Source organism: Nostoc piscinale CENA21 (genome assembly GCF_001298445.1).
Taxonomy (GTDB): domain Bacteria; phylum Cyanobacteriota; class Cyanobacteriia; order Cyanobacteriales; family Nostocaceae; genus Nostoc_B; species Nostoc_B piscinale_A.
In genome coordinates this window covers 900,822-915,941 of the sequence record NZ_CP012036.1, presented here as the reverse complement: position 1 = coordinate 915,941, position 15,120 = coordinate 900,822, and the positions used below count along the sequence as shown (strand labels likewise).

Below are 15,120 nucleotides of genomic sequence, written 5' to 3'. Positions count from 1 at the left end.
ACACAAGACCAATATCGTCTTCGGTGGCGCTGTTCTGGTATCGCTGGCTTTCTCCTCTGGTGACATCAGTCGAAATATGCAATCACTCTCGGCTATCAAAGAGCAAAACGCCACCAATTCCGAAAAGCAAACCAAGCTAGAACAGCAACTGGCATTTGAAGAAGAACAAGCCAAGATCGCTGATACTCGATATACCAAAGGTTGTTTGCCGATAGTTGCTGGGGAATACCCAAATATCCGCTACGTGTCTATATTTGAAGGGCAAACCCTTACAGATCGGCATACAGAAACCCCCCTCCCGTCTGGGACTGTAGTGTGTGATGGGCAAGGGAATACAGGTGTGGTTGAAGATAACGGGGTTGTTGGCGCGATCGCGTTTACTGGAAACCGTGATGTCATTGCCAAGCGGTTGAAAAGGTTTCGCGGCGGCATCTACTCGCAGCCAGTAGGAGGTAATTAATGAATTTCACCATGCCTAAGCGCGATCGCAGGCAAAATCAGCAAGATCCTTGGTTGCGACTGCTTTACTGGGGGCTTGTTTGCGCCGCATTCTACTTCGCATACCTCAACATCCAACCCTATGAAAAAATAATTGGGATATTGAGTGGCAAGACAGTTAACAGCGCCTTCCTGCAAATCATCTCAATCATCCCAATCGTCAACGGGATTGCCGCAATTCTAGGCAAGGGTGTTACCTGGATTCTAGGTACGGTATTATGGGGGATTATCCAAATAATCGAAGTCCTGCCACTGGTTTTGTATAACAACGAATCGTTTATCAAAGCCGCGATCGCGTCGGCAGATAGTCACTCAAAATACAAAATCAAAGACGATGACGATCCGACACTGAAGATGCTCAAACGGGTATATAATGCCCTCCCGACTTCGGTTATCAGCAACCTAGAAACCCTTAAAATCTTCACCTACACCATAGACTTCCTGATTTGCATCACCGTTTATTCCCCAGTTAAAAGCGGTAAATTCTCGGACTTCTTTTTCGTCTTAACAACTGGGCAGTGGGGCAAGCTTGATTGGGTGAATTTATTATTGGCTGGCGTGACCTTGTTCGCAATTGAAGTGATTGTCAGCTTGATTATTTGGGTTGGTAAATTAGCTTACGCAATGAAGGAGGCTTCAAGATAATGGCAGATTTTAAAGCGATCGCGCCAAACGGCAAGACAATCGAACTCAAAAACGTAAACCCTGATTTAGTGATAGGCGACGAATTATTTTTTGTGTCGAGCCTAGGAACTGCAACAGTTTGACGGTTTCTGTTGAAGAAAATGGAACCGTTGTTCTAGTGGATAACAGGCTAATTAAAATTGGTGTCTCAAAATAATGGAAATGAGCAGATTTAAACCTTTGATGCCGTAAGGCGTTGATCACCCGACTATCACATTTGCACCTACGCCGGCGGCGGTAGCTGATTAAACCTTTGATGCCGTAAGGCGTTGATCACTCCAATTAGGCGATCGCTTACTTTTAACTGTCCGAAACTGATTAAACCTTTGATGCCGTAAGGCGTTGATCACCAGGAGTTGGGGAGACTTGCCCAGCCTTTACCGTTGCGCTGATTAAACCTTTGATGCCGTAAGGCGTTGATCACTGTCTAAGCGCGTAATCTTCAGAATTATTCTCATGTCTGACCAAACCTTTGATGCCGTGAGGCGTTAATCACGACAATAACTATTAACTGTCAACGAAACTTTTTGTAATTAGTTTTGTCTATAAGATTAATTCATTAGTTTATCAGGAAATTATATGCGATCGCCTATCGTAATCGGTACAGGGTTGCTTGTATCTATAATTTTGAATGCCCAAGTATTCGCACAATCTACAGTTAATTTGCCACAAATAACTGCCCAGAACTCTTCGCAACAAATCTTAAATCAAAATAATAAAAAGACAAGCTCAGGAATTATTACTCTGCAAAGAACAGCGTGCTTTGGTGCTTGTCCTATTTATAAAATTACGATATTTCCTGATGGCAGAGTTGTCTACGAAGGAGAGCGATTTGTTAAAGTTGTAGGAAAAAGAACTGCCAGAATTAGTCCCCAAGCAGTAAGAAAATTAGTTGCAGAATTTAATAAGGTAAACTATTTCTCGTTATCTGATAGCTACCAAGGCGGACGGACAGATGCACCTTCTGCAATTACTTCTTTAACTATTGGTAAACGTCAGAAAACTGTTAATCATTATCTCGGCTCACCCAATGCACCACAAGCACTAACAGCTTTAGAAAATAAAATTGATACTGTTGTAAATTCTCAACGTTGGGTTGGTTCCAAAAATGAACAAACACCAAATCCAAATGATGCAAATTCCACTCAACTCAAAGTTAATCGTCAATTGTGGAATCAGCAAAGGCTAAATAACTATCGCTTTACATTTAGCCGGAGTTGTTTCTGTGTACCCAAAGCAACACAACCAGTAGTAATTACAGTGCGTAATGGTCAAGTTGCTTCTATTAAAGCTGTCAACAATAATGAGCCAGTTGATGCAGAACTTTTCCAACAATATAATTCCATTCCGAAACTGTTTGGCATAATTGATGATGCGATCGCCAAAAAAGCATCAGGTCTCAACGTCAAATATGATCCGCAATTTGGCTACCCAACACAAATTAATATTGATTACAACCAACAAATTGCTGATGAAGAACTATATCTGACTATTAGCAATCTTGAACCGTTGAGATGATGTCTTGCACAGAGTAAATTATCCTTGGGGGCGTACAATCGTACACCCCTTTTATTTTGCAGTTAAGCTTGTATGTAAGAATTCAGCACCCAGGAGTCAGAAGTCAGAATTTAGAGTATGTCTGAAAACTTTTTGGTGTTGTATTTAAGACTTGTAGATCCCCCTAAATCCCCCTTAAAAAGGGGGACTTTAACTCTGGTTCCCCCCTCTTTTTTAAGGGGGGCTAGGGGGGATCAAGTGCAATATTTAATACTTCTCAGACATCCTCATTAGAGGTATCTAGCAGATTAGTAAATTGAGTCATCAAATATTTCTCCTCATTCTTTAACCCTTCTGGCTTCTGGATTCTGACTCCTGAATTCTTACGCTTGTATGAACAGAAATATCTCCGACTGCTATCAAGTTCTCAGACTCAGGGATGATGAGTATTGATGAAATAAATTGGCAAAATCAGACTATAAATAGTGATATCTCAGCGATATGCAGCAATTACAAGGAATAAGGTCATGATTAAATCATGGATGATCATTGGGGGCGTAGCAATATTAGTGGCTTTGGGTGCTAATTTAATTCAACCAAGCGATCGCAAATGGTTCAAACGCTTACAAAGGCCGAGATGGCTAACTTTTGAAGCCGCAATTCCAGTGATTTGGAGTGTAATTTTTATTTGTGGTGCTTGGTCAGCTTATATTGTTTGGGAAACTAACCCAGGAACAACATCTACTTGGTTGTTGATGAGTTTATATTTAATTTTAGAAATTGCGATCGTTGCGTATACACCCGTGATGTTTCGGCTGCGAAGTCTGCAAGCAGGCACAATTATTGGTGGTACAGGCTTTATTATCGGTCTTATATTAATTCTGGCTGTCTTACCTGTCTCCAGTTGGGCAGCATTATTATTAGTACCCTTTTTACTATGGAGTCCCATTGGTACTTATACTACTTGGCAGATGCAAAGTCTCAATCCGCAAGATGCCTAAGTATCAAACCTGCGGTTGATTTCACCCCTACCTTATATTGTCAAACTGGCAGTGTATAACTTGACAAAAAGTAAGGAAAAGGGTAAAAACATGCTTTCCTCTGGTGTCATCATTGGGGTGATAACTTTCTTAATTGCCTTTGGTAGTTTTTTCATCACACCGCGAGACGTGAAATGGTTCGCCCATTTAAGTCGCCCACAATGGCTAGTTTTTGAACCACTGATTCCTTTTATCTGGACTGCGATTTTTATTTGCGGTGCGATTTCGGCTAACATCGTCTGGAAACAGAACCCCGGAAGCGTTGTGACTTGGTTGTTGATGGGTTTATACCTGTTCGTAGAAGTCATCACCATTGCCTATATCCCCCTGATGCTGAGGTTACGCAGCTTGAAAGTTGGCGAAACTCTTGGCTTAATTGGCTTGATTTCAGCCATAGTTTTGGCTTTGGCAGTTTTGCCAATTTCACTACTAGCAACTGTATTACTAATTCCTTATTTAGTTTGGAGTCCAATCGGCACTTTAACTACAGATGAATTAAAACAACTTAACCCCGAAGATGCGTAAAGGTAGGGAGAGGAAATACTAATACTTTTGTCTCCTGACCTCTGCCTCCTGCCTCCTGCCTCCTGCCTTCTACTATACAATTCGACCATAACGCGCTGTGAATTTATTAGCTGAATTAGCTTGATTATTTAGCCACGCCCACATTTGATCCCCAAAACAAAAATGCCACCATTCCCTAGGGTTGCGTTGAAAGCCAGCTTTTAACATGACATCATTTAATAGCTGACGGTTAGCATGATATTTTTGTGCTTGGGGATGGGGATGATTAGCATAGTAATCGGGATGCGATCGCTCTGACAACTCATCAATCGGCGAACCCATATCTACTATTAGCCCTGCATCATCAACTAACGTCACATCTACCGCAGCCCCGGTACTATGAGGTGGTGGCGTTTTTTTCGTCCAGACTCGGAACCGCCCAAATTTGATACACCGCCTCCCAAATTTCTTGGCGTTGGGTTGGCGATAACTCAGCTTCCGTCAGTCCCCTATCTTGTAATGCTGTCGCAAAGCTATAATCGACCATAAACTGCTGCACATTCACCGGACGATAACCATCAAAAATTTGAATATGCCAATGAGGATGCAGCAATTCCAAATAATTTTGAGCTTTGATTAAATTTTCGACAACAGTTTGGCGGAGATAATAAGGCGAATATTCTCCATAAATAGCGCCCAGTTTTTCATAAGGATGGGGAGACTCCACCGCAAACAAATGCAAGGGAATTTCTACCAGGGGTTCACCGCATTCAACAATCGGGATATGGTGATAAGGTCTCATACCAATTTTGGTGTTTAGATTTAAGATTTTGGTTGACTTCCCAGAATCTTAAATCATAATATCTATTCCCATTTGGTAAGAAAATTAAGTAAGTATTCAGCACCCAGGAGTCAGAAGTCAGAATTTAGAGGTATCTAGTAGATTAGTAAATTGATTCATCAAATATTTACCATCATTCTTTAAGCCTTCTGGCTCCTGGATTCTGACTCCTGAATTCTTACAAAATTAATAACCATAAGGATTTCCTTGCACGCCGCCTGTATACTGTCCGGGAACGGAAGTATTAGAAGGTATTTGAACGGGTAAACCCCTAAAATAGCGGTTGTTTTGATAACTGGCAGGAGCCGATGGTGTCACAATATATGCAGAAGAATTCTGTACAGCAGTGGGTGTAGTGTTTGTTGGCGCAACTGAATTAATAGGTTGTGTTGTGTTTATTGATGGTACTGAATTAGTCAAAGGCTGGGCAGTATTGACACCGTTATAATAATTTGTTGGTTGGCTGGGTACGCTTGGTTGGATATAACTTGTACCGCTATTTAAACTGCTGTTAGGGAGAAAATTCTGCGTATTTGTCGGTAAACTTTGGGGAATGGAAGTATTGGAAGTTCTGCCGGAATTATTGCTGAAATTTGTAGTTGTGCTGTTAATGTTCGATAAATTCTGCGAAAGCCCGGTGTATGGAGTTTGACCAAAGCTATTACCGGGGTTGGCAGTTGCACTATTAATATTAGATGGTGTTGTTTGGTTAGTTGATGTTGGAAGTGTGGTTACTGAAGGGGTAATTGAGTTGTAAGGGTTGTTTGGTGTCTGGTTAGTACCTGTTCCTACCGCATAAGGGTTATTGGTTGACCCTTGTGGTTGAGAGGACGAATTTAACAACTGATTACCGCTACCATTTTGGATGCCAAACTGTAACAAACTTTCAGTTTGGGCAACAAAAGGATTTTTACTATCAAAACCAGATGTAGCACCACTAATTCCTGAGATGGAAGTTGATTTAGTGTTTTTAGAAGATTTTTGCTTGTTAATTACATCCTGTAAAAAATCTTTACCTTTTTTCGGTTTAGAGTTATCTGTAGGGGAACTGACAATTGCTTGATTTTCTGCTTGTTCAGCGTCATTATACAGAACTGGTAAGTTATCAATATCAGCTGCGATCGCTTTATCTTCCGCCGACAGAGAAGAATTATCCGCTTGTTGTGTTGTGACTTCGCCGTCTTGTTTGCCAGTAAACGCCTCTGGGTTAGTCCAGTATTCTCGAATTACTAGCCCTAGCACTGATAAAAAAAATTGCTGTTCCCCAAAAAGCAGGTTTGCTAAAATTCCATAACCTGGCTTTGAGATAACGTAAGTAAGCGGGTGGATAATGACGATTTGACATAGCTGAGTCTCAAAATTTACTGGCAGACGGTATACCTGGGTGCAAACTTACAGCAAAAAAGTTTCAGCCGTAGTTGGATGATGCTGTGATCATCCTAGCCTGATTACGGATAAAAAATGCAGATTTAAGTATAAAATTTCATACTAAGGTTTCCCTACTTCATACTTTTACAAAATCATTATGCCGATATTGTGAGCTTCGGTCACTTTCGATAACATCATAAATTCAAACCTGCACTAACTTTGTGGTAGCGAATGGGGAATAGAGAATAGGGAGTAGAGAGTGGGGAGTGGGGAATAGGGACAAAAAATTCACCAATTATCCCTGTAGTCAGAAACCCAAATTTCTCACGCATGGATAGGGGGTGTGGGGAGAGAGGGGGGAAAGATTTCTTCACCATCCTCCCACCCCTCCTACACCCGTGGATTTCTCTCTTGTGAGAAATGCAGGAGAAAGAGTCGGACATTGTGTAGGCGTAAAAACTAGCAATAGTAATACTTTTGCCTCCTGCCTCCTGCCTCCTCTGCTTTCCCTATCTCCCCTGCTCCTCTGCTATTTACCAGGAGACTACAGCAATGATGAAAGCTGAAGATATCATGACCAAGGATGTAATTACCATTCGCGGTTCGGCCACTGTTGCTGAAGCAGTCCGGCTGATGAGAGAAAACAACTTGCGTGCCTTGGTTGTAGATCGTCGCTATGATAATGATGCCTATGGTATGGTTAGCGAAACAGATATTGTCTATAAGGTAATAGCCTACGGTAAAGACCCCAAGCAGGTACGGGTTTATGAAATTATGAGCAAACCCTGTATTGTCGTTAATCCTGAGTTGAGTGTGGAATATGTAGCGCGGTTGTTCGCAAATACTGGTATTCGCAGAGCGCCAGTTATTCAAGGCAAGCTGTTAGGTATTATCTCAATTACTGATATTTTGACCAAGAGTAATTTTATCGAAGCCCCAACAGCACTCAGGTTAGAAGAGAAAATTCACAAGGCTGTTGAAGCTGCCCGCGCTATTTGCACCCAACATGGTGCTTATTCTAAAGCCTGTGCTGCTGCTTGGGATGAGGTGGAAGAACTGCAAGCAGAAGCCGCCCATCAAAAAGCTGAAGCTATGGTTTCGGCGAAAGTTTCTTTTGAAGAATACTGTCGAGAAAATCCCAACGTACCAGAATGCCGTAACTATAATCCTTAGAAGTCAAAAGTAAAAAGTAAAAAGGCAAAAATTTTCTTTTTACTTTTACCTTTTGCCTTTTGCCTTGACCTTTTTTATTCTTCGCTGTTGAGAATTTTCGGAACTTTGAAATAGTCACCTTCTTGCTCAGGCGCACTATCGAGGATAGCATCTCGGTCAGGATACGGTTGTAACTCATCCTCGCGTGTCACGTTGCTGACATCAATTGCGCGTGTAGTTGGTAGCACATCACTCACATCTAGTTCACTCAGTTGTTCTACATATTCCAAAATGTTTCCTAACTGAGTGGTAAATTGCTCTTCTTCTGCTGGTGTTAATTCTAACCGAGCAAGCAGAGCTACTTTATGAACTTGGTCACGATCAATCATAAATTGTCATTTGTCATTGGTTATTTGTGATTTGTCATTAGTCCTTTGTCATTTGTCAGGACTAATGACAAATAACTAAAAGAATACGTCAATTTGCATCCGGCCAGTGGTTTTTAGCCAGTTTTGCGCTTCAATGTAGTTATTGGGAGCCATCCGTATGGCTCTTATCCAATAATCTGCGGCTTGGTCAAACAAAGCTTCACCACCGTCATTATCTCCAGCTTCTTTGGCTTTTTCGCCTTGGTAATGATAAATTACAGCGATATTATTCAAGGCTTGGGGTATACGTGGATTGATTTCAATTGCTTTGTGATAAAGTTCTAAAGCTTTCTCGTGATCACCGTTACTAGCATAAATTAGCCCCATATTGTAGAAAATATAACTGCGATCGTTGGCATCTTCTTCTAAGGTGAGGGCTTCTTCATAATATTCCAAAGCTTCGGCATATTCGCCTTCTGCTTGGGCAGACATCCCATCTCGGTAATAAACAAATGCTTCTTTAGCTTTTTTGTTGGCTGGCAGAATCTTCAGAATGATATCCGCCATGACTGTAAAAGATTTGTCAATAAAGTTATCGTTTTTCTGTGTTCTTGGCATAACTGCCTCTATAGTTGTACAGCTACTAGCTCAAAAGATGCTTTTAGGAATTGCAGGGTTTCTTGGTTAGGTGCTGACTCAGCACTTCCGACTCAGCACTCAATAGTTAATTTAACTGATTTGGCAGGCCATTCTCCTCACTAAGAGGCATAATACATTCTGGACTATTGTGTTGGGGCTTGTTGACCAAATTGCTCACGGGGTAAGCTGTCATTGCTTCCGCCGGGTAAGGATCTAATAGTGGCTGAAGTTTTTCGGGTGTTTGCACTTGTGTATCTAGCCATAAATCGTAATCTTCGGGTGCTAAAATTACTGGCATCCGGTCATGAATTGGTGCTAACAATTCGTTAGCTGTTGTTGTCACAATTGTACAAGAAGCGATTTCTTCTCCTTCTGGTGAGTGCCATACATCCCATAATCCCGCAAAACCAAAGGGCTGCCCATCTTGCAGGCGAAAATAAAATGGCTGTTTTTGACTTTGTTGCTTTTGCCACTCATAAAAGCCATCAGCTATGACTAAACAGCGTCGGCGCTTGAAAGATGCTCGAAAAGCTGGTTTTTCTGATACAGTTTCGGCTCTGGCGTTAATCAGCTTGACTCCCATTTTTGCATCTTTTGCCCAACTCGGAATCAACCCCCAACGTAATTGTTGAAATTCATACTGTTCATTGCTGGGGTGATGTAGCACTGTTAGCACCATTTGTGTAGGTGCAATGTTATATTGAGCCACTAAATCAGGCACTTGTTGGAGATGGAAAGCCTTGCTGAGAGCCTCTGCTGACTGATTTAAGGTAAATCTTCCACACATATTTTGAATTTATCCCTTTGAATTAAATTGCACATTTAAAGTTGATAAATACTAAAAATCATCAATAATTTGTTTTTTATTTTTTCAGATAAATCTAGTTTTCATGAAGATGCTTAAAAGGAAAATAATTATCCTGTTTAACTCGAAACATTTTGTAAGATATTGTATTTTAGAGCCTCACTTCTCTTAATACTCTTCATCATCTTTTTGGCATGGAAACGCTACGTCTGTACGATTTTTTACCCTCTGGTAATGGCTATAAGATACGTCTTTTATTATCACAAATGGGTATTCCCTATGAAAGAATCGAGGTGAATATCTTAAAGGGAGAAAGTCGGACACCTGAATTCTTAAGTAAAAATCCGAATGGCAAAATACCTGTTTTGGAAGTTGAACCAGGGAAATACTTAACAGAATCAAATGCCATTTTGGCTTATCTCAGTGAATACACAGAATTTTTACCTTATGATCGCTTTTTAAAAGCACAGGTTTTACAATGGCTATTTTTTGAGCAATATAGTCATGAGCCTTATATTGCCACATCACGATTTTGGATTTCGATTTTAGGGAAAGCCAAAGAATATCAGGCTGCTTTAGCGCAAAAACAAGAACCAGGTTACGCCGCATTAAGAGTGATGGAAAATCATCTGCAATCTCGTTTGTATTTTGTTGGCGATCGCTATACCATTGCTGATATTGCCTTGTTCGCTTATACCCATGTAGCTGATGAAGGTGGTTTTGATTTATCCAGATTTCCGGCAATTCAAAAATGGATAGAACGTATCAAAGCTCAACCTGGGTATATCAGTATTACATATCAGCCAATGCCCTTAGAAGCTGAGTTTTGCTAAATACATTCTTTGTTGATTATTCAGCCACACTCAAGTTTTGAAGTTGCAAAAACTTATCAGAAATTTTGTGTGGTATAGGTCTGGGACGCATAGTTTTAGCATCTACCCATACCCAAAGTGCTTCAGCAGTCACTAATAAATCATCTCCATGTTGTTTCCGTATTTCATAGCATCGAAAAGCACGGGTACCACGCATTTCTTTTAACCAAGTGGTCACTTCTAGAGTATCACCTGCCACTGCTGGCCGGAGATAGTCAATTTCGACCCGTCGCATGACAAAAACACCACCTAATTCGCGGTAAACATCTAAAGTTACACCAAGATATTCTGAGTGTTCAATGGCTGCTTGTTCTAAATAGTTTTGATAAACGGCATTATTAACATGTCCTAAAGTATCCATTTCATAGTGGCGGACGCGGAGTAATGTCTTAAATTGTTGCATGAAAATAATTCGGATGTGTTTTGATCAGGATGGGACAAATAACCAATCAGCTTGTGAGTAAGATTAAAAGACAATTGTAATTTGGACTCCAGACGAAATTACTGATACATTATTGATGCAACTCTCTTAATTGACGATTTATTGAAGGTACAGTACCAGAATCATTATGAAATCTCTACACCGTCCCGATTTATATGGCTGGTCTACTTTCAATCCTGCAAGAAATATTGATTTCAATGGGATTGCCTGGATTCGTCCAGATGGCAATATCTTAATTGACCCGGTAGCTTTATCAAATCACGACTGGAATCATCTCGAATCCCTTGGTGGTGTGGATTGGATTATACTAACAAACTCGGAGCATGTGAGATCAGCTAAGGAAATTGCTGTGCAAACTTATGCTAAAATAGCAGCCCCCGCAGCCGAAAAAGAATCTTTCCCCATAGCTTGCGATCGCTGGTTGTCTGATGGTGATGAGTTTGTCCCTGGATTAAAGATTATTGAACTCCAAGGTTCCAAGACTCCGGGCGAATTAGCACTACTATTAGAAGAAACTACCTTAATTACAGGCGATTTAATCCGGGCGCACACAGCCGGAAGTTTAACTATTTTGGCAAAAGAAAAGTTACTGAATCCCGCAGAGGCGATCGCATCTGTCCGCAGACTGGCACAATTAAGCAAAGTAGAAACAGTCTTAGTTGGAGATGGTTGGTCAGTGTTTCGAGACGGACACCTGCGTTTAAAAGAATTAGCAGCAACATTATGATCGATTGATTGGGATAATTAAGCTTATGAAAAACATCTCAGTAAAACATCGCCAAATGAATATAATTTGTCATAAAGTTAAACTTAAACAGCAAAAAAGTGATTTTGCTTATTGGCAAAACCAATCTTATCAATCTCGACTTGAAGCTTTAGAGCAAATTCGTCAAGAATATCATAGATGGAAAGATAGTAGTGCTGAATCAAGACTTCAAAGAGTTTATACAATTTCTCAACGAAAATAATGTTCGTTATTTAGTCGTTGGTGGTTATGCAGTAGCAATACATGGTCATCCTCGCTATACAAAAGATATTGACATTTGGATAGAAATAAGCACAGAAAATGCAAATAATATAATTCAAGCTTTAAAACAAGTTGGGTTTAGTTCTCTAGAATTAGAACCATCAGATTTCCTGACTCCTGATCAAATTATTCAGCTTGGTTATCCGCCTAATAGGATTGATTTATTAACGACTATTGATGGAGTAAATTTTGAAGATTGTTATCCTTTGAAATTAGAAGTTTTAATTGATAATCTTGTTGTTAATTTTATTGATTTAGATAATTTGAAGAAAAATAAAAAAGCATCAGGAAGACTGCAAGATTTAGCTGATTTAGAAAATTTGACTTAGTATATTATTTTTAACTTTTTATAGCTATCACTATTCTTATTTGGATGAAATATCATAGCGATCGCTGTTTAGACATAAACCCACTGACTTAAGTTACTCAAAAAATATTACTGTGCAAGGTTTTCTCAACTTAAACAAACCATTTGATTGGACTTCTCACGACTGTGTGGCGCGAGTACGCAAACTGTTGCGCCTCAAACGAGTAGGACACGCGGGAACTTTAGACCCTGCGGCGACTGGGGTTTTACCAATTGCAATGGGGAAAGCCACAAGATTATTGCAGTATCTTCCAGGAGAAAAAGCTTACAAAGCTACTATCCGTTTTGGTGTGCGTACCACAACTGATGATTTGCAAGGTGAAATTATTGCTTCACAACCTTGTGCTAATTTGAGTTTGGCTGAAATAGAAACTGCAATTACACAATTTGTTGGCAAGATTGAACAAATACCGCCAATGTATAGTGCGATTCAAGTGGATGGAAAACGCTTGTATGATTTGGCGCGTCAAGGCGAAACGGTGGAAGTTCCTGTGCGTACAGTTGAAGTTTTTCAGATAGATATTTTAGATGGGCGCGAGGGGGACTTTCCCGAATTAGATGTGGCGATCGCTTGTGGTAGTGGTACATATATTAGAGCGATCGCCCGTGATTTAGGCGCAGTCTTAAACACTGGTGGAACTCTCGCCGCTTTAACTCGCACCCACAGCAGTGGTTTTAATTTAACTAATAGTCTTTCTTTCGCTGACTTAGAAGCACAGTTGCAAACTGGGACATTTCAACCCATTTCCCCTGATGTCGCTTTACAACATTTGCCCACTGTCACTTTACCTCCAGAACTCGCCCGCAAATGGTGTCAAGGACAAAAAAATTTCGGTCAATTCTGATAATTTCGGACTTGTGCGCGTATATGAAAATGAAACGCGATTTTTAGGAATTGGACAATCGCAAGATGAAATATTAATTCCTCAAATGGTGTTTGAACCAGTTTCTTAAAAATGTCTTGTAGCCAACACAATTCCACATCAGTGACACGAGGAATTACGCTTATTTTATCATTACTATGCAGTACTACCGTTGTTTTTAGCTTTCTAATATAGCGTGGATATCTTTTAACATCAGAAATAAATGTAATGGATCTGTTGGGCTAGGTTCAAAATCAAATTGTTGATACCAATCACGCACTTTCTCATCTTTCGCATGAACTAATAATGCACGAATACCAATCAGATCAGCAGCTTCATTGACGCGAATTAAGCAGTTTTTGAGTAAACCTCTTCCTATACCTTTTTTTTGAAATTCTTTGCTTACTGCTAACCGAGCTAATAAAACAACAGGTATAGGGTATTGTGGTAAACCTTTGGATATACGAGGTGGTGCATTTTCATGAATAACTGATGCTACAGTCAAAGTATAGTAACCAATTACATTCTCTTCTAAGCAAGCAATATAGGTGGTCGAACTATCAGCTTGCTGATTTTTTAAAGCATATTTGATTAAATAATTATTTAAATCAAAATTCCCACAATCAAAGTTTTTTAGATTATGAGATTTTGATAATTTAGCGATATATAAATTGTTAGATGTCACAATACTACTCAAATACGCTAGGCTCAGTTAACAAACGACGTAAGCGTGGTTTCTCAACACAGGGAGCATCCAGAGCGTCTTGAAAAGCTTGCCATTGCTCATCGTTCAACACAAACAGCTTTCGATTCGTTAAAGTTTCTTGTGCAGCTTGCAAACCATGTTCAAGTAGAAATTCACTAACATTTTTATGACTTGCTGCTGCTGCTTGCTGTAAAAGCTTTTTAACACTAGAGCTAGTACGGATATCAATCCGTTCAGTTCTAGGTTCATTTGGGTAACTCATAGGTTTTAGTTAAGCTTTATCTCTCAACTAAGGTAACATACACACATTGTCCTGACAATATTCTCAAAGGTAAAACTTAGGTAAGTGTAATAATTTTTGGTTGGTGCAATTAATTTTTATTTTGAGTTCTGTTGTTTTTCAGATAATGAGCTACTGTTTAAGCAAATTTCATTTCACTAAACTTGGAGGGTGATATGTCAGCTCAACATGAAGGGAAAGGAAGTTGCTTGTGTGGAAAAATTCGGATCTTTTCTTCCACAGTTAGTAAAAGCATTAGCGGATGTCATTGTCAAATGTGTAGAAAATGGGGAGGTGGCCCCTTCTTAGTAGCAGATTGCGGCGATGATGTTTCGTTTGAAAATCAAGAAAGTATTACTATATTTGGCTCTTCACAATGGCTAGAACGCGGCTTTTGCAATCAATGTGGGACTCATCTATTTTGTAGATTGAAAGAAACCAAGCAGTACTTCATCCCTGTGGGAATATTTGAGCAACCAAAAGATTTTGTTTTTGAGCGTCAAATATTTATTGATGAAAAACCTGCCTATTATGACTTTGTAAATGAAACAGAAAATATGACTGAAGCTGAGTTTATTGCTCAGTTCCCTCGACCAACAGTTTGACACTAACTAAGTAGGCATCAAAACTGATTTTTTCCATTTTCTTATACTACAAGGTAATTTTTCTTTCCTATCGTCACGATAGTGGTGTGGCAAGGCTAAATTAGTGCATTAGATTGAGATAAAAAACCGCCGATAAAATAGGTTTTTAAATGCAACCTTTAAAGCTTGCTATGCCACTGTTCAGAGGTTAAATGTCATTTTTTTTCATAAAGTCTGTCCAGTATCATAGCAATTATTGCTATGATCAGTAATGTCAGTAATTTGCTAGATCAAAAACCATGAAAACAGTTGACAAGAATGAATTAAAAGCTAATTTACTAGAATTTTTGCAACTTGTAGAGTTAGAAGGTGAAGATATTTTAGTTGTTGATGAAAATAAACCAATCGTGAGAATTTCTCCCTATCAAAGAACCTCAAATACCGAAGAATTGTTTAAAAATATGCGCGGCAAGGTCAAGTATTATGAGGACTTAACTACCCCAACTATAGAAGAATGGCTGGAAGTCTAAAAATTGTACTTGACACCTGCGCCCTGATCTGATGGAGCCTAGATCCGGAAAAA

20 protein-coding genes and 2 pseudogenes are annotated in these 15,120 nt (G+C 39.7%); 14 read left to right on the top strand and 8 right to left on the bottom strand.

Annotated features, from left to right (window positions below):
* Positions 1 to 76 precede the first annotated feature (76 nt).
* From ACX27_RS04090 to ACX27_RS04070, 6 genes are all read left to right on the top strand, one after another.
* Positions 77 to 460 (top strand): hypothetical protein, encoded by a 384-nt coding sequence (locus ACX27_RS04090; RefSeq protein WP_144427392.1) that lies wholly within the window; start codon positions 77 to 79, stop codon positions 458 to 460.
* Positions 460 to 1,143: a hypothetical protein gene (locus ACX27_RS04085; protein ID WP_062288765.1), complete on the top strand. Its 684-nt coding sequence runs from the start codon at positions 460 to 462 to the stop codon at positions 1,141 to 1,143. The genes ACX27_RS04090 and ACX27_RS04085 overlap by 1 nt, the downstream gene beginning before the upstream one ends.
* Positions 1,143 to 1,265, top strand: coding sequence for a hypothetical protein (locus ACX27_RS34805; protein WP_256364381.1), 123 nt, complete (start codon positions 1,143 to 1,145; stop codon positions 1,263 to 1,265). Before ACX27_RS04085 ends, ACX27_RS34805 begins: the two co-directional genes overlap by 1 nt.
* Before the next feature lie 496 nt (positions 1,266 to 1,761).
* Positions 1,762 to 2,700 (top strand): DUF6174 domain-containing protein, encoded by a 939-nt coding sequence (locus ACX27_RS33310; RefSeq protein WP_235526494.1) that lies wholly within the window; start codon positions 1,762 to 1,764, stop codon positions 2,698 to 2,700.
* A gap of 506 nt (positions 2,701 to 3,206) precedes the next feature.
* Positions 3,207 to 3,680, top strand: coding sequence for a TspO/MBR family protein (locus ACX27_RS04075; RefSeq protein ID WP_062288762.1), 474 nt, complete (start codon positions 3,207 to 3,209; stop codon positions 3,678 to 3,680).
* Positions 3,681 to 3,770: 90 nt separating this feature from the next.
* Positions 3,771 to 4,244, top strand: coding sequence for a TspO/MBR family protein (locus tag ACX27_RS04070; protein WP_062298128.1), 474 nt, complete (start codon positions 3,771 to 3,773; stop codon positions 4,242 to 4,244).
* Between the two features lie 72 nt (positions 4,245 to 4,316).
* On the opposite strand, the pseudogene ACX27_RS04065 reads toward ACX27_RS04070, so the two are convergent.
* Both ACX27_RS04065 and ACX27_RS04060 read right to left on the bottom strand, forming a co-directional pair.
* Positions 4,317 to 5,025: pseudogene (locus ACX27_RS04065) on the bottom strand (M15 family metallopeptidase).
* Between the two features lie 225 nt (positions 5,026 to 5,250).
* The gene (locus ACX27_RS04060) at positions 5,251 to 6,306 is read right to left on the bottom strand and encodes a hypothetical protein (protein ID WP_062288758.1); all 1,056 of its coding nucleotides are present in this window, start codon (positions 6,304 to 6,306) and stop codon (positions 5,251 to 5,253) included.
* 678 nt (positions 6,307 to 6,984) lie between these two features.
* Here ACX27_RS04060 and ACX27_RS04055 point away from each other — a divergent pair.
* Entirely contained in the window at positions 6,985 to 7,605 is a 621-nt protein-coding gene (locus ACX27_RS04055) for a CBS domain-containing protein (protein ID WP_200929902.1), read from the top strand.
* Between the two features lie 74 nt (positions 7,606 to 7,679).
* Here ACX27_RS04055 and gatC read toward each other — a convergent pair whose 3' ends face one another.
* The 3 genes from gatC to ACX27_RS04040 all read right to left on the bottom strand — a co-directional run bounded on the left by gatC (position 7,680) and on the right by ACX27_RS04040 (position 9,378).
* Entirely contained in the window at positions 7,680 to 7,973 is a 294-nt protein-coding gene (gatC, locus tag ACX27_RS04050; protein WP_062288753.1) for an Asp-tRNA(Asn)/Glu-tRNA(Gln) amidotransferase subunit GatC, read from the bottom strand.
* A gap of 75 nt (positions 7,974 to 8,048) precedes the next feature.
* Positions 8,049 to 8,570: a photosystem I assembly protein Ycf3 gene (locus tag ACX27_RS04045; RefSeq protein WP_062288750.1), complete on the bottom strand. Its 522-nt coding sequence runs from the start codon at positions 8,568 to 8,570 to the stop codon at positions 8,049 to 8,051.
* A 106-nt stretch (positions 8,571 to 8,676) separates the two neighbouring features.
* Positions 8,677 to 9,378: an SOS response-associated peptidase gene (locus ACX27_RS04040; protein ID WP_062288747.1), complete on the bottom strand. Its 702-nt coding sequence runs from the start codon at positions 9,376 to 9,378 to the stop codon at positions 8,677 to 8,679.
* A gap of 212 nt (positions 9,379 to 9,590) precedes the next feature.
* On the opposite strand from ACX27_RS04040, the gene ACX27_RS04035 reads away from it, so the two are divergent.
* On the top strand, positions 9,591 to 10,229 hold the full coding sequence (locus ACX27_RS04035) for a glutathione S-transferase family protein (protein ID WP_062288744.1): 639 nt from the start codon (positions 9,591 to 9,593) through the stop codon (positions 10,227 to 10,229).
* A 16-nt stretch (positions 10,230 to 10,245) separates the two neighbouring features.
* On the opposite strand, the gene ACX27_RS04030 is transcribed toward ACX27_RS04035, so the two are convergent.
* Positions 10,246 to 10,671, bottom strand: a complete 426-nt coding sequence (locus tag ACX27_RS04030) for an acyl-CoA thioesterase (protein WP_062288741.1) — start codon at positions 10,669 to 10,671, stop codon at positions 10,246 to 10,248.
* 166 nt (positions 10,672 to 10,837) lie between these two features.
* Here ACX27_RS04030 and ACX27_RS04025 point away from each other — a divergent pair, with 166 nt between their 5' ends.
* From ACX27_RS04025 to truB, 4 genes and pseudogenes are all read left to right on the top strand, one after another.
* On the top strand, positions 10,838 to 11,437 hold the full coding sequence (locus ACX27_RS04025; RefSeq protein WP_062288738.1) for an MBL fold metallo-hydrolase: 600 nt from the start codon (positions 10,838 to 10,840) through the stop codon (positions 11,435 to 11,437).
* 25 nt (positions 11,438 to 11,462) lie between these two features.
* Complete coding sequence (locus tag ACX27_RS30615) at positions 11,463 to 11,678, top strand: toxin secretion, membrane fusion protein (RefSeq protein ID WP_235526493.1); 216 nt, start codon at positions 11,463 to 11,465, stop codon at positions 11,676 to 11,678.
* The gene (locus ACX27_RS04020; RefSeq protein WP_062288735.1) at positions 11,629 to 12,066 is read left to right on the top strand and encodes a nucleotidyltransferase domain-containing protein; all 438 of its coding nucleotides are present in this window, start codon (positions 11,629 to 11,631) and stop codon (positions 12,064 to 12,066) included. The genes ACX27_RS30615 and ACX27_RS04020 overlap by 50 nt, the downstream gene beginning before the upstream one ends.
* Before the next feature lie 112 nt (positions 12,067 to 12,178).
* Positions 12,179 to 13,058: pseudogene (gene truB / locus ACX27_RS04015) on the top strand (tRNA pseudouridine(55) synthase TruB).
* Positions 13,059 to 13,145: 87 nt separating this feature from the next.
* Here the strand turns inward: truB and ACX27_RS04010 are convergent.
* Positions 13,146 to 13,652: a GNAT family N-acetyltransferase gene (locus ACX27_RS04010; protein ID WP_062298126.1), complete on the bottom strand. Its 507-nt coding sequence runs from the start codon at positions 13,650 to 13,652 to the stop codon at positions 13,146 to 13,148.
* Between the two features lie 4 nt (positions 13,653 to 13,656).
* The gene (locus ACX27_RS04005) at positions 13,657 to 13,935 is read right to left on the bottom strand and encodes a type II toxin-antitoxin system TacA family antitoxin (protein WP_062288732.1); all 279 of its coding nucleotides are present in this window, start codon (positions 13,933 to 13,935) and stop codon (positions 13,657 to 13,659) included.
* A gap of 194 nt (positions 13,936 to 14,129) precedes the next feature.
* Between ACX27_RS04005 and ACX27_RS04000 the strand changes: the two genes are divergently transcribed.
* On the top strand, positions 14,130 to 14,558 hold the full coding sequence (locus tag ACX27_RS04000) for a GFA family protein (RefSeq protein WP_062288729.1): 429 nt from the start codon (positions 14,130 to 14,132) through the stop codon (positions 14,556 to 14,558).
* A 278-nt stretch (positions 14,559 to 14,836) separates the two neighbouring features.
* A complete protein-coding gene (locus ACX27_RS03995) occupies positions 14,837 to 15,067 on the top strand; it encodes a type II toxin-antitoxin system Phd/YefM family antitoxin (RefSeq protein ID WP_062288726.1) in 231 nt (76 codons plus the stop codon).
* The last annotated feature ends 53 nt before the right edge of the window (positions 15,068 to 15,120 follow it).

Coding starts and splice junctions, on each gene's coding strand:
- ACX27_RS04090 (WP_144427392.1), top strand. CDS start 77: ATGCAATCACTCTCGGCTATCAAAGAGCAAAACGCCACCAATTCCGAA.
- ACX27_RS04085 (WP_062288765.1), top strand. CDS start 460: ATGAATTTCACCATGCCTAAGCGCGATCGCAGGCAAAATCAGCAAGAT.
- ACX27_RS34805 (WP_256364381.1), top strand. CDS start 1,143: ATGGCAGATTTTAAAGCGATCGCGCCAAACGGCAAGACAATCGAACTC.
- ACX27_RS33310 (WP_235526494.1), top strand. CDS start 1,762: ATGCGATCGCCTATCGTAATCGGTACAGGGTTGCTTGTATCTATAATT.
- ACX27_RS04075 (WP_062288762.1), top strand. CDS start 3,207: ATGATTAAATCATGGATGATCATTGGGGGCGTAGCAATATTAGTGGCT.
- ACX27_RS04070 (WP_062298128.1), top strand. CDS start 3,771: ATGCTTTCCTCTGGTGTCATCATTGGGGTGATAACTTTCTTAATTGCC.
- ACX27_RS04055 (WP_200929902.1), top strand. CDS start 6,985: ATGATGAAAGCTGAAGATATCATGACCAAGGATGTAATTACCATTCGC.
- gatC (WP_062288753.1), bottom strand. CDS start 7,973: ATGATTGATCGTGACCAAGTTCATAAAGTAGCTCTGCTTGCTCGGTTA.
- ACX27_RS04045 (WP_062288750.1), bottom strand. CDS start 8,570: ATGCCAAGAACACAGAAAAACGATAACTTTATTGACAAATCTTTTACA.
- ACX27_RS04040 (WP_062288747.1), bottom strand. CDS start 9,378: ATGTGTGGAAGATTTACCTTAAATCAGTCAGCAGAGGCTCTCAGCAAG.
- ACX27_RS04035 (WP_062288744.1), top strand. CDS start 9,591: ATGGAAACGCTACGTCTGTACGATTTTTTACCCTCTGGTAATGGCTAT.
- ACX27_RS04030 (WP_062288741.1), bottom strand. CDS start 10,671: ATGCAACAATTTAAGACATTACTCCGCGTCCGCCACTATGAAATGGAT.
- ACX27_RS04025 (WP_062288738.1), top strand. CDS start 10,838: ATGAAATCTCTACACCGTCCCGATTTATATGGCTGGTCTACTTTCAAT.
- ACX27_RS30615 (WP_235526493.1), top strand. CDS start 11,463: ATGAAAAACATCTCAGTAAAACATCGCCAAATGAATATAATTTGTCAT.
- ACX27_RS04005 (WP_062288732.1), bottom strand. CDS start 13,935: ATGAGTTACCCAAATGAACCTAGAACTGAACGGATTGATATCCGTACT.
- ACX27_RS04000 (WP_062288729.1), top strand. CDS start 14,130: ATGTCAGCTCAACATGAAGGGAAAGGAAGTTGCTTGTGTGGAAAAATT.
- ACX27_RS03995 (WP_062288726.1), top strand. CDS start 14,837: ATGAAAACAGTTGACAAGAATGAATTAAAAGCTAATTTACTAGAATTT.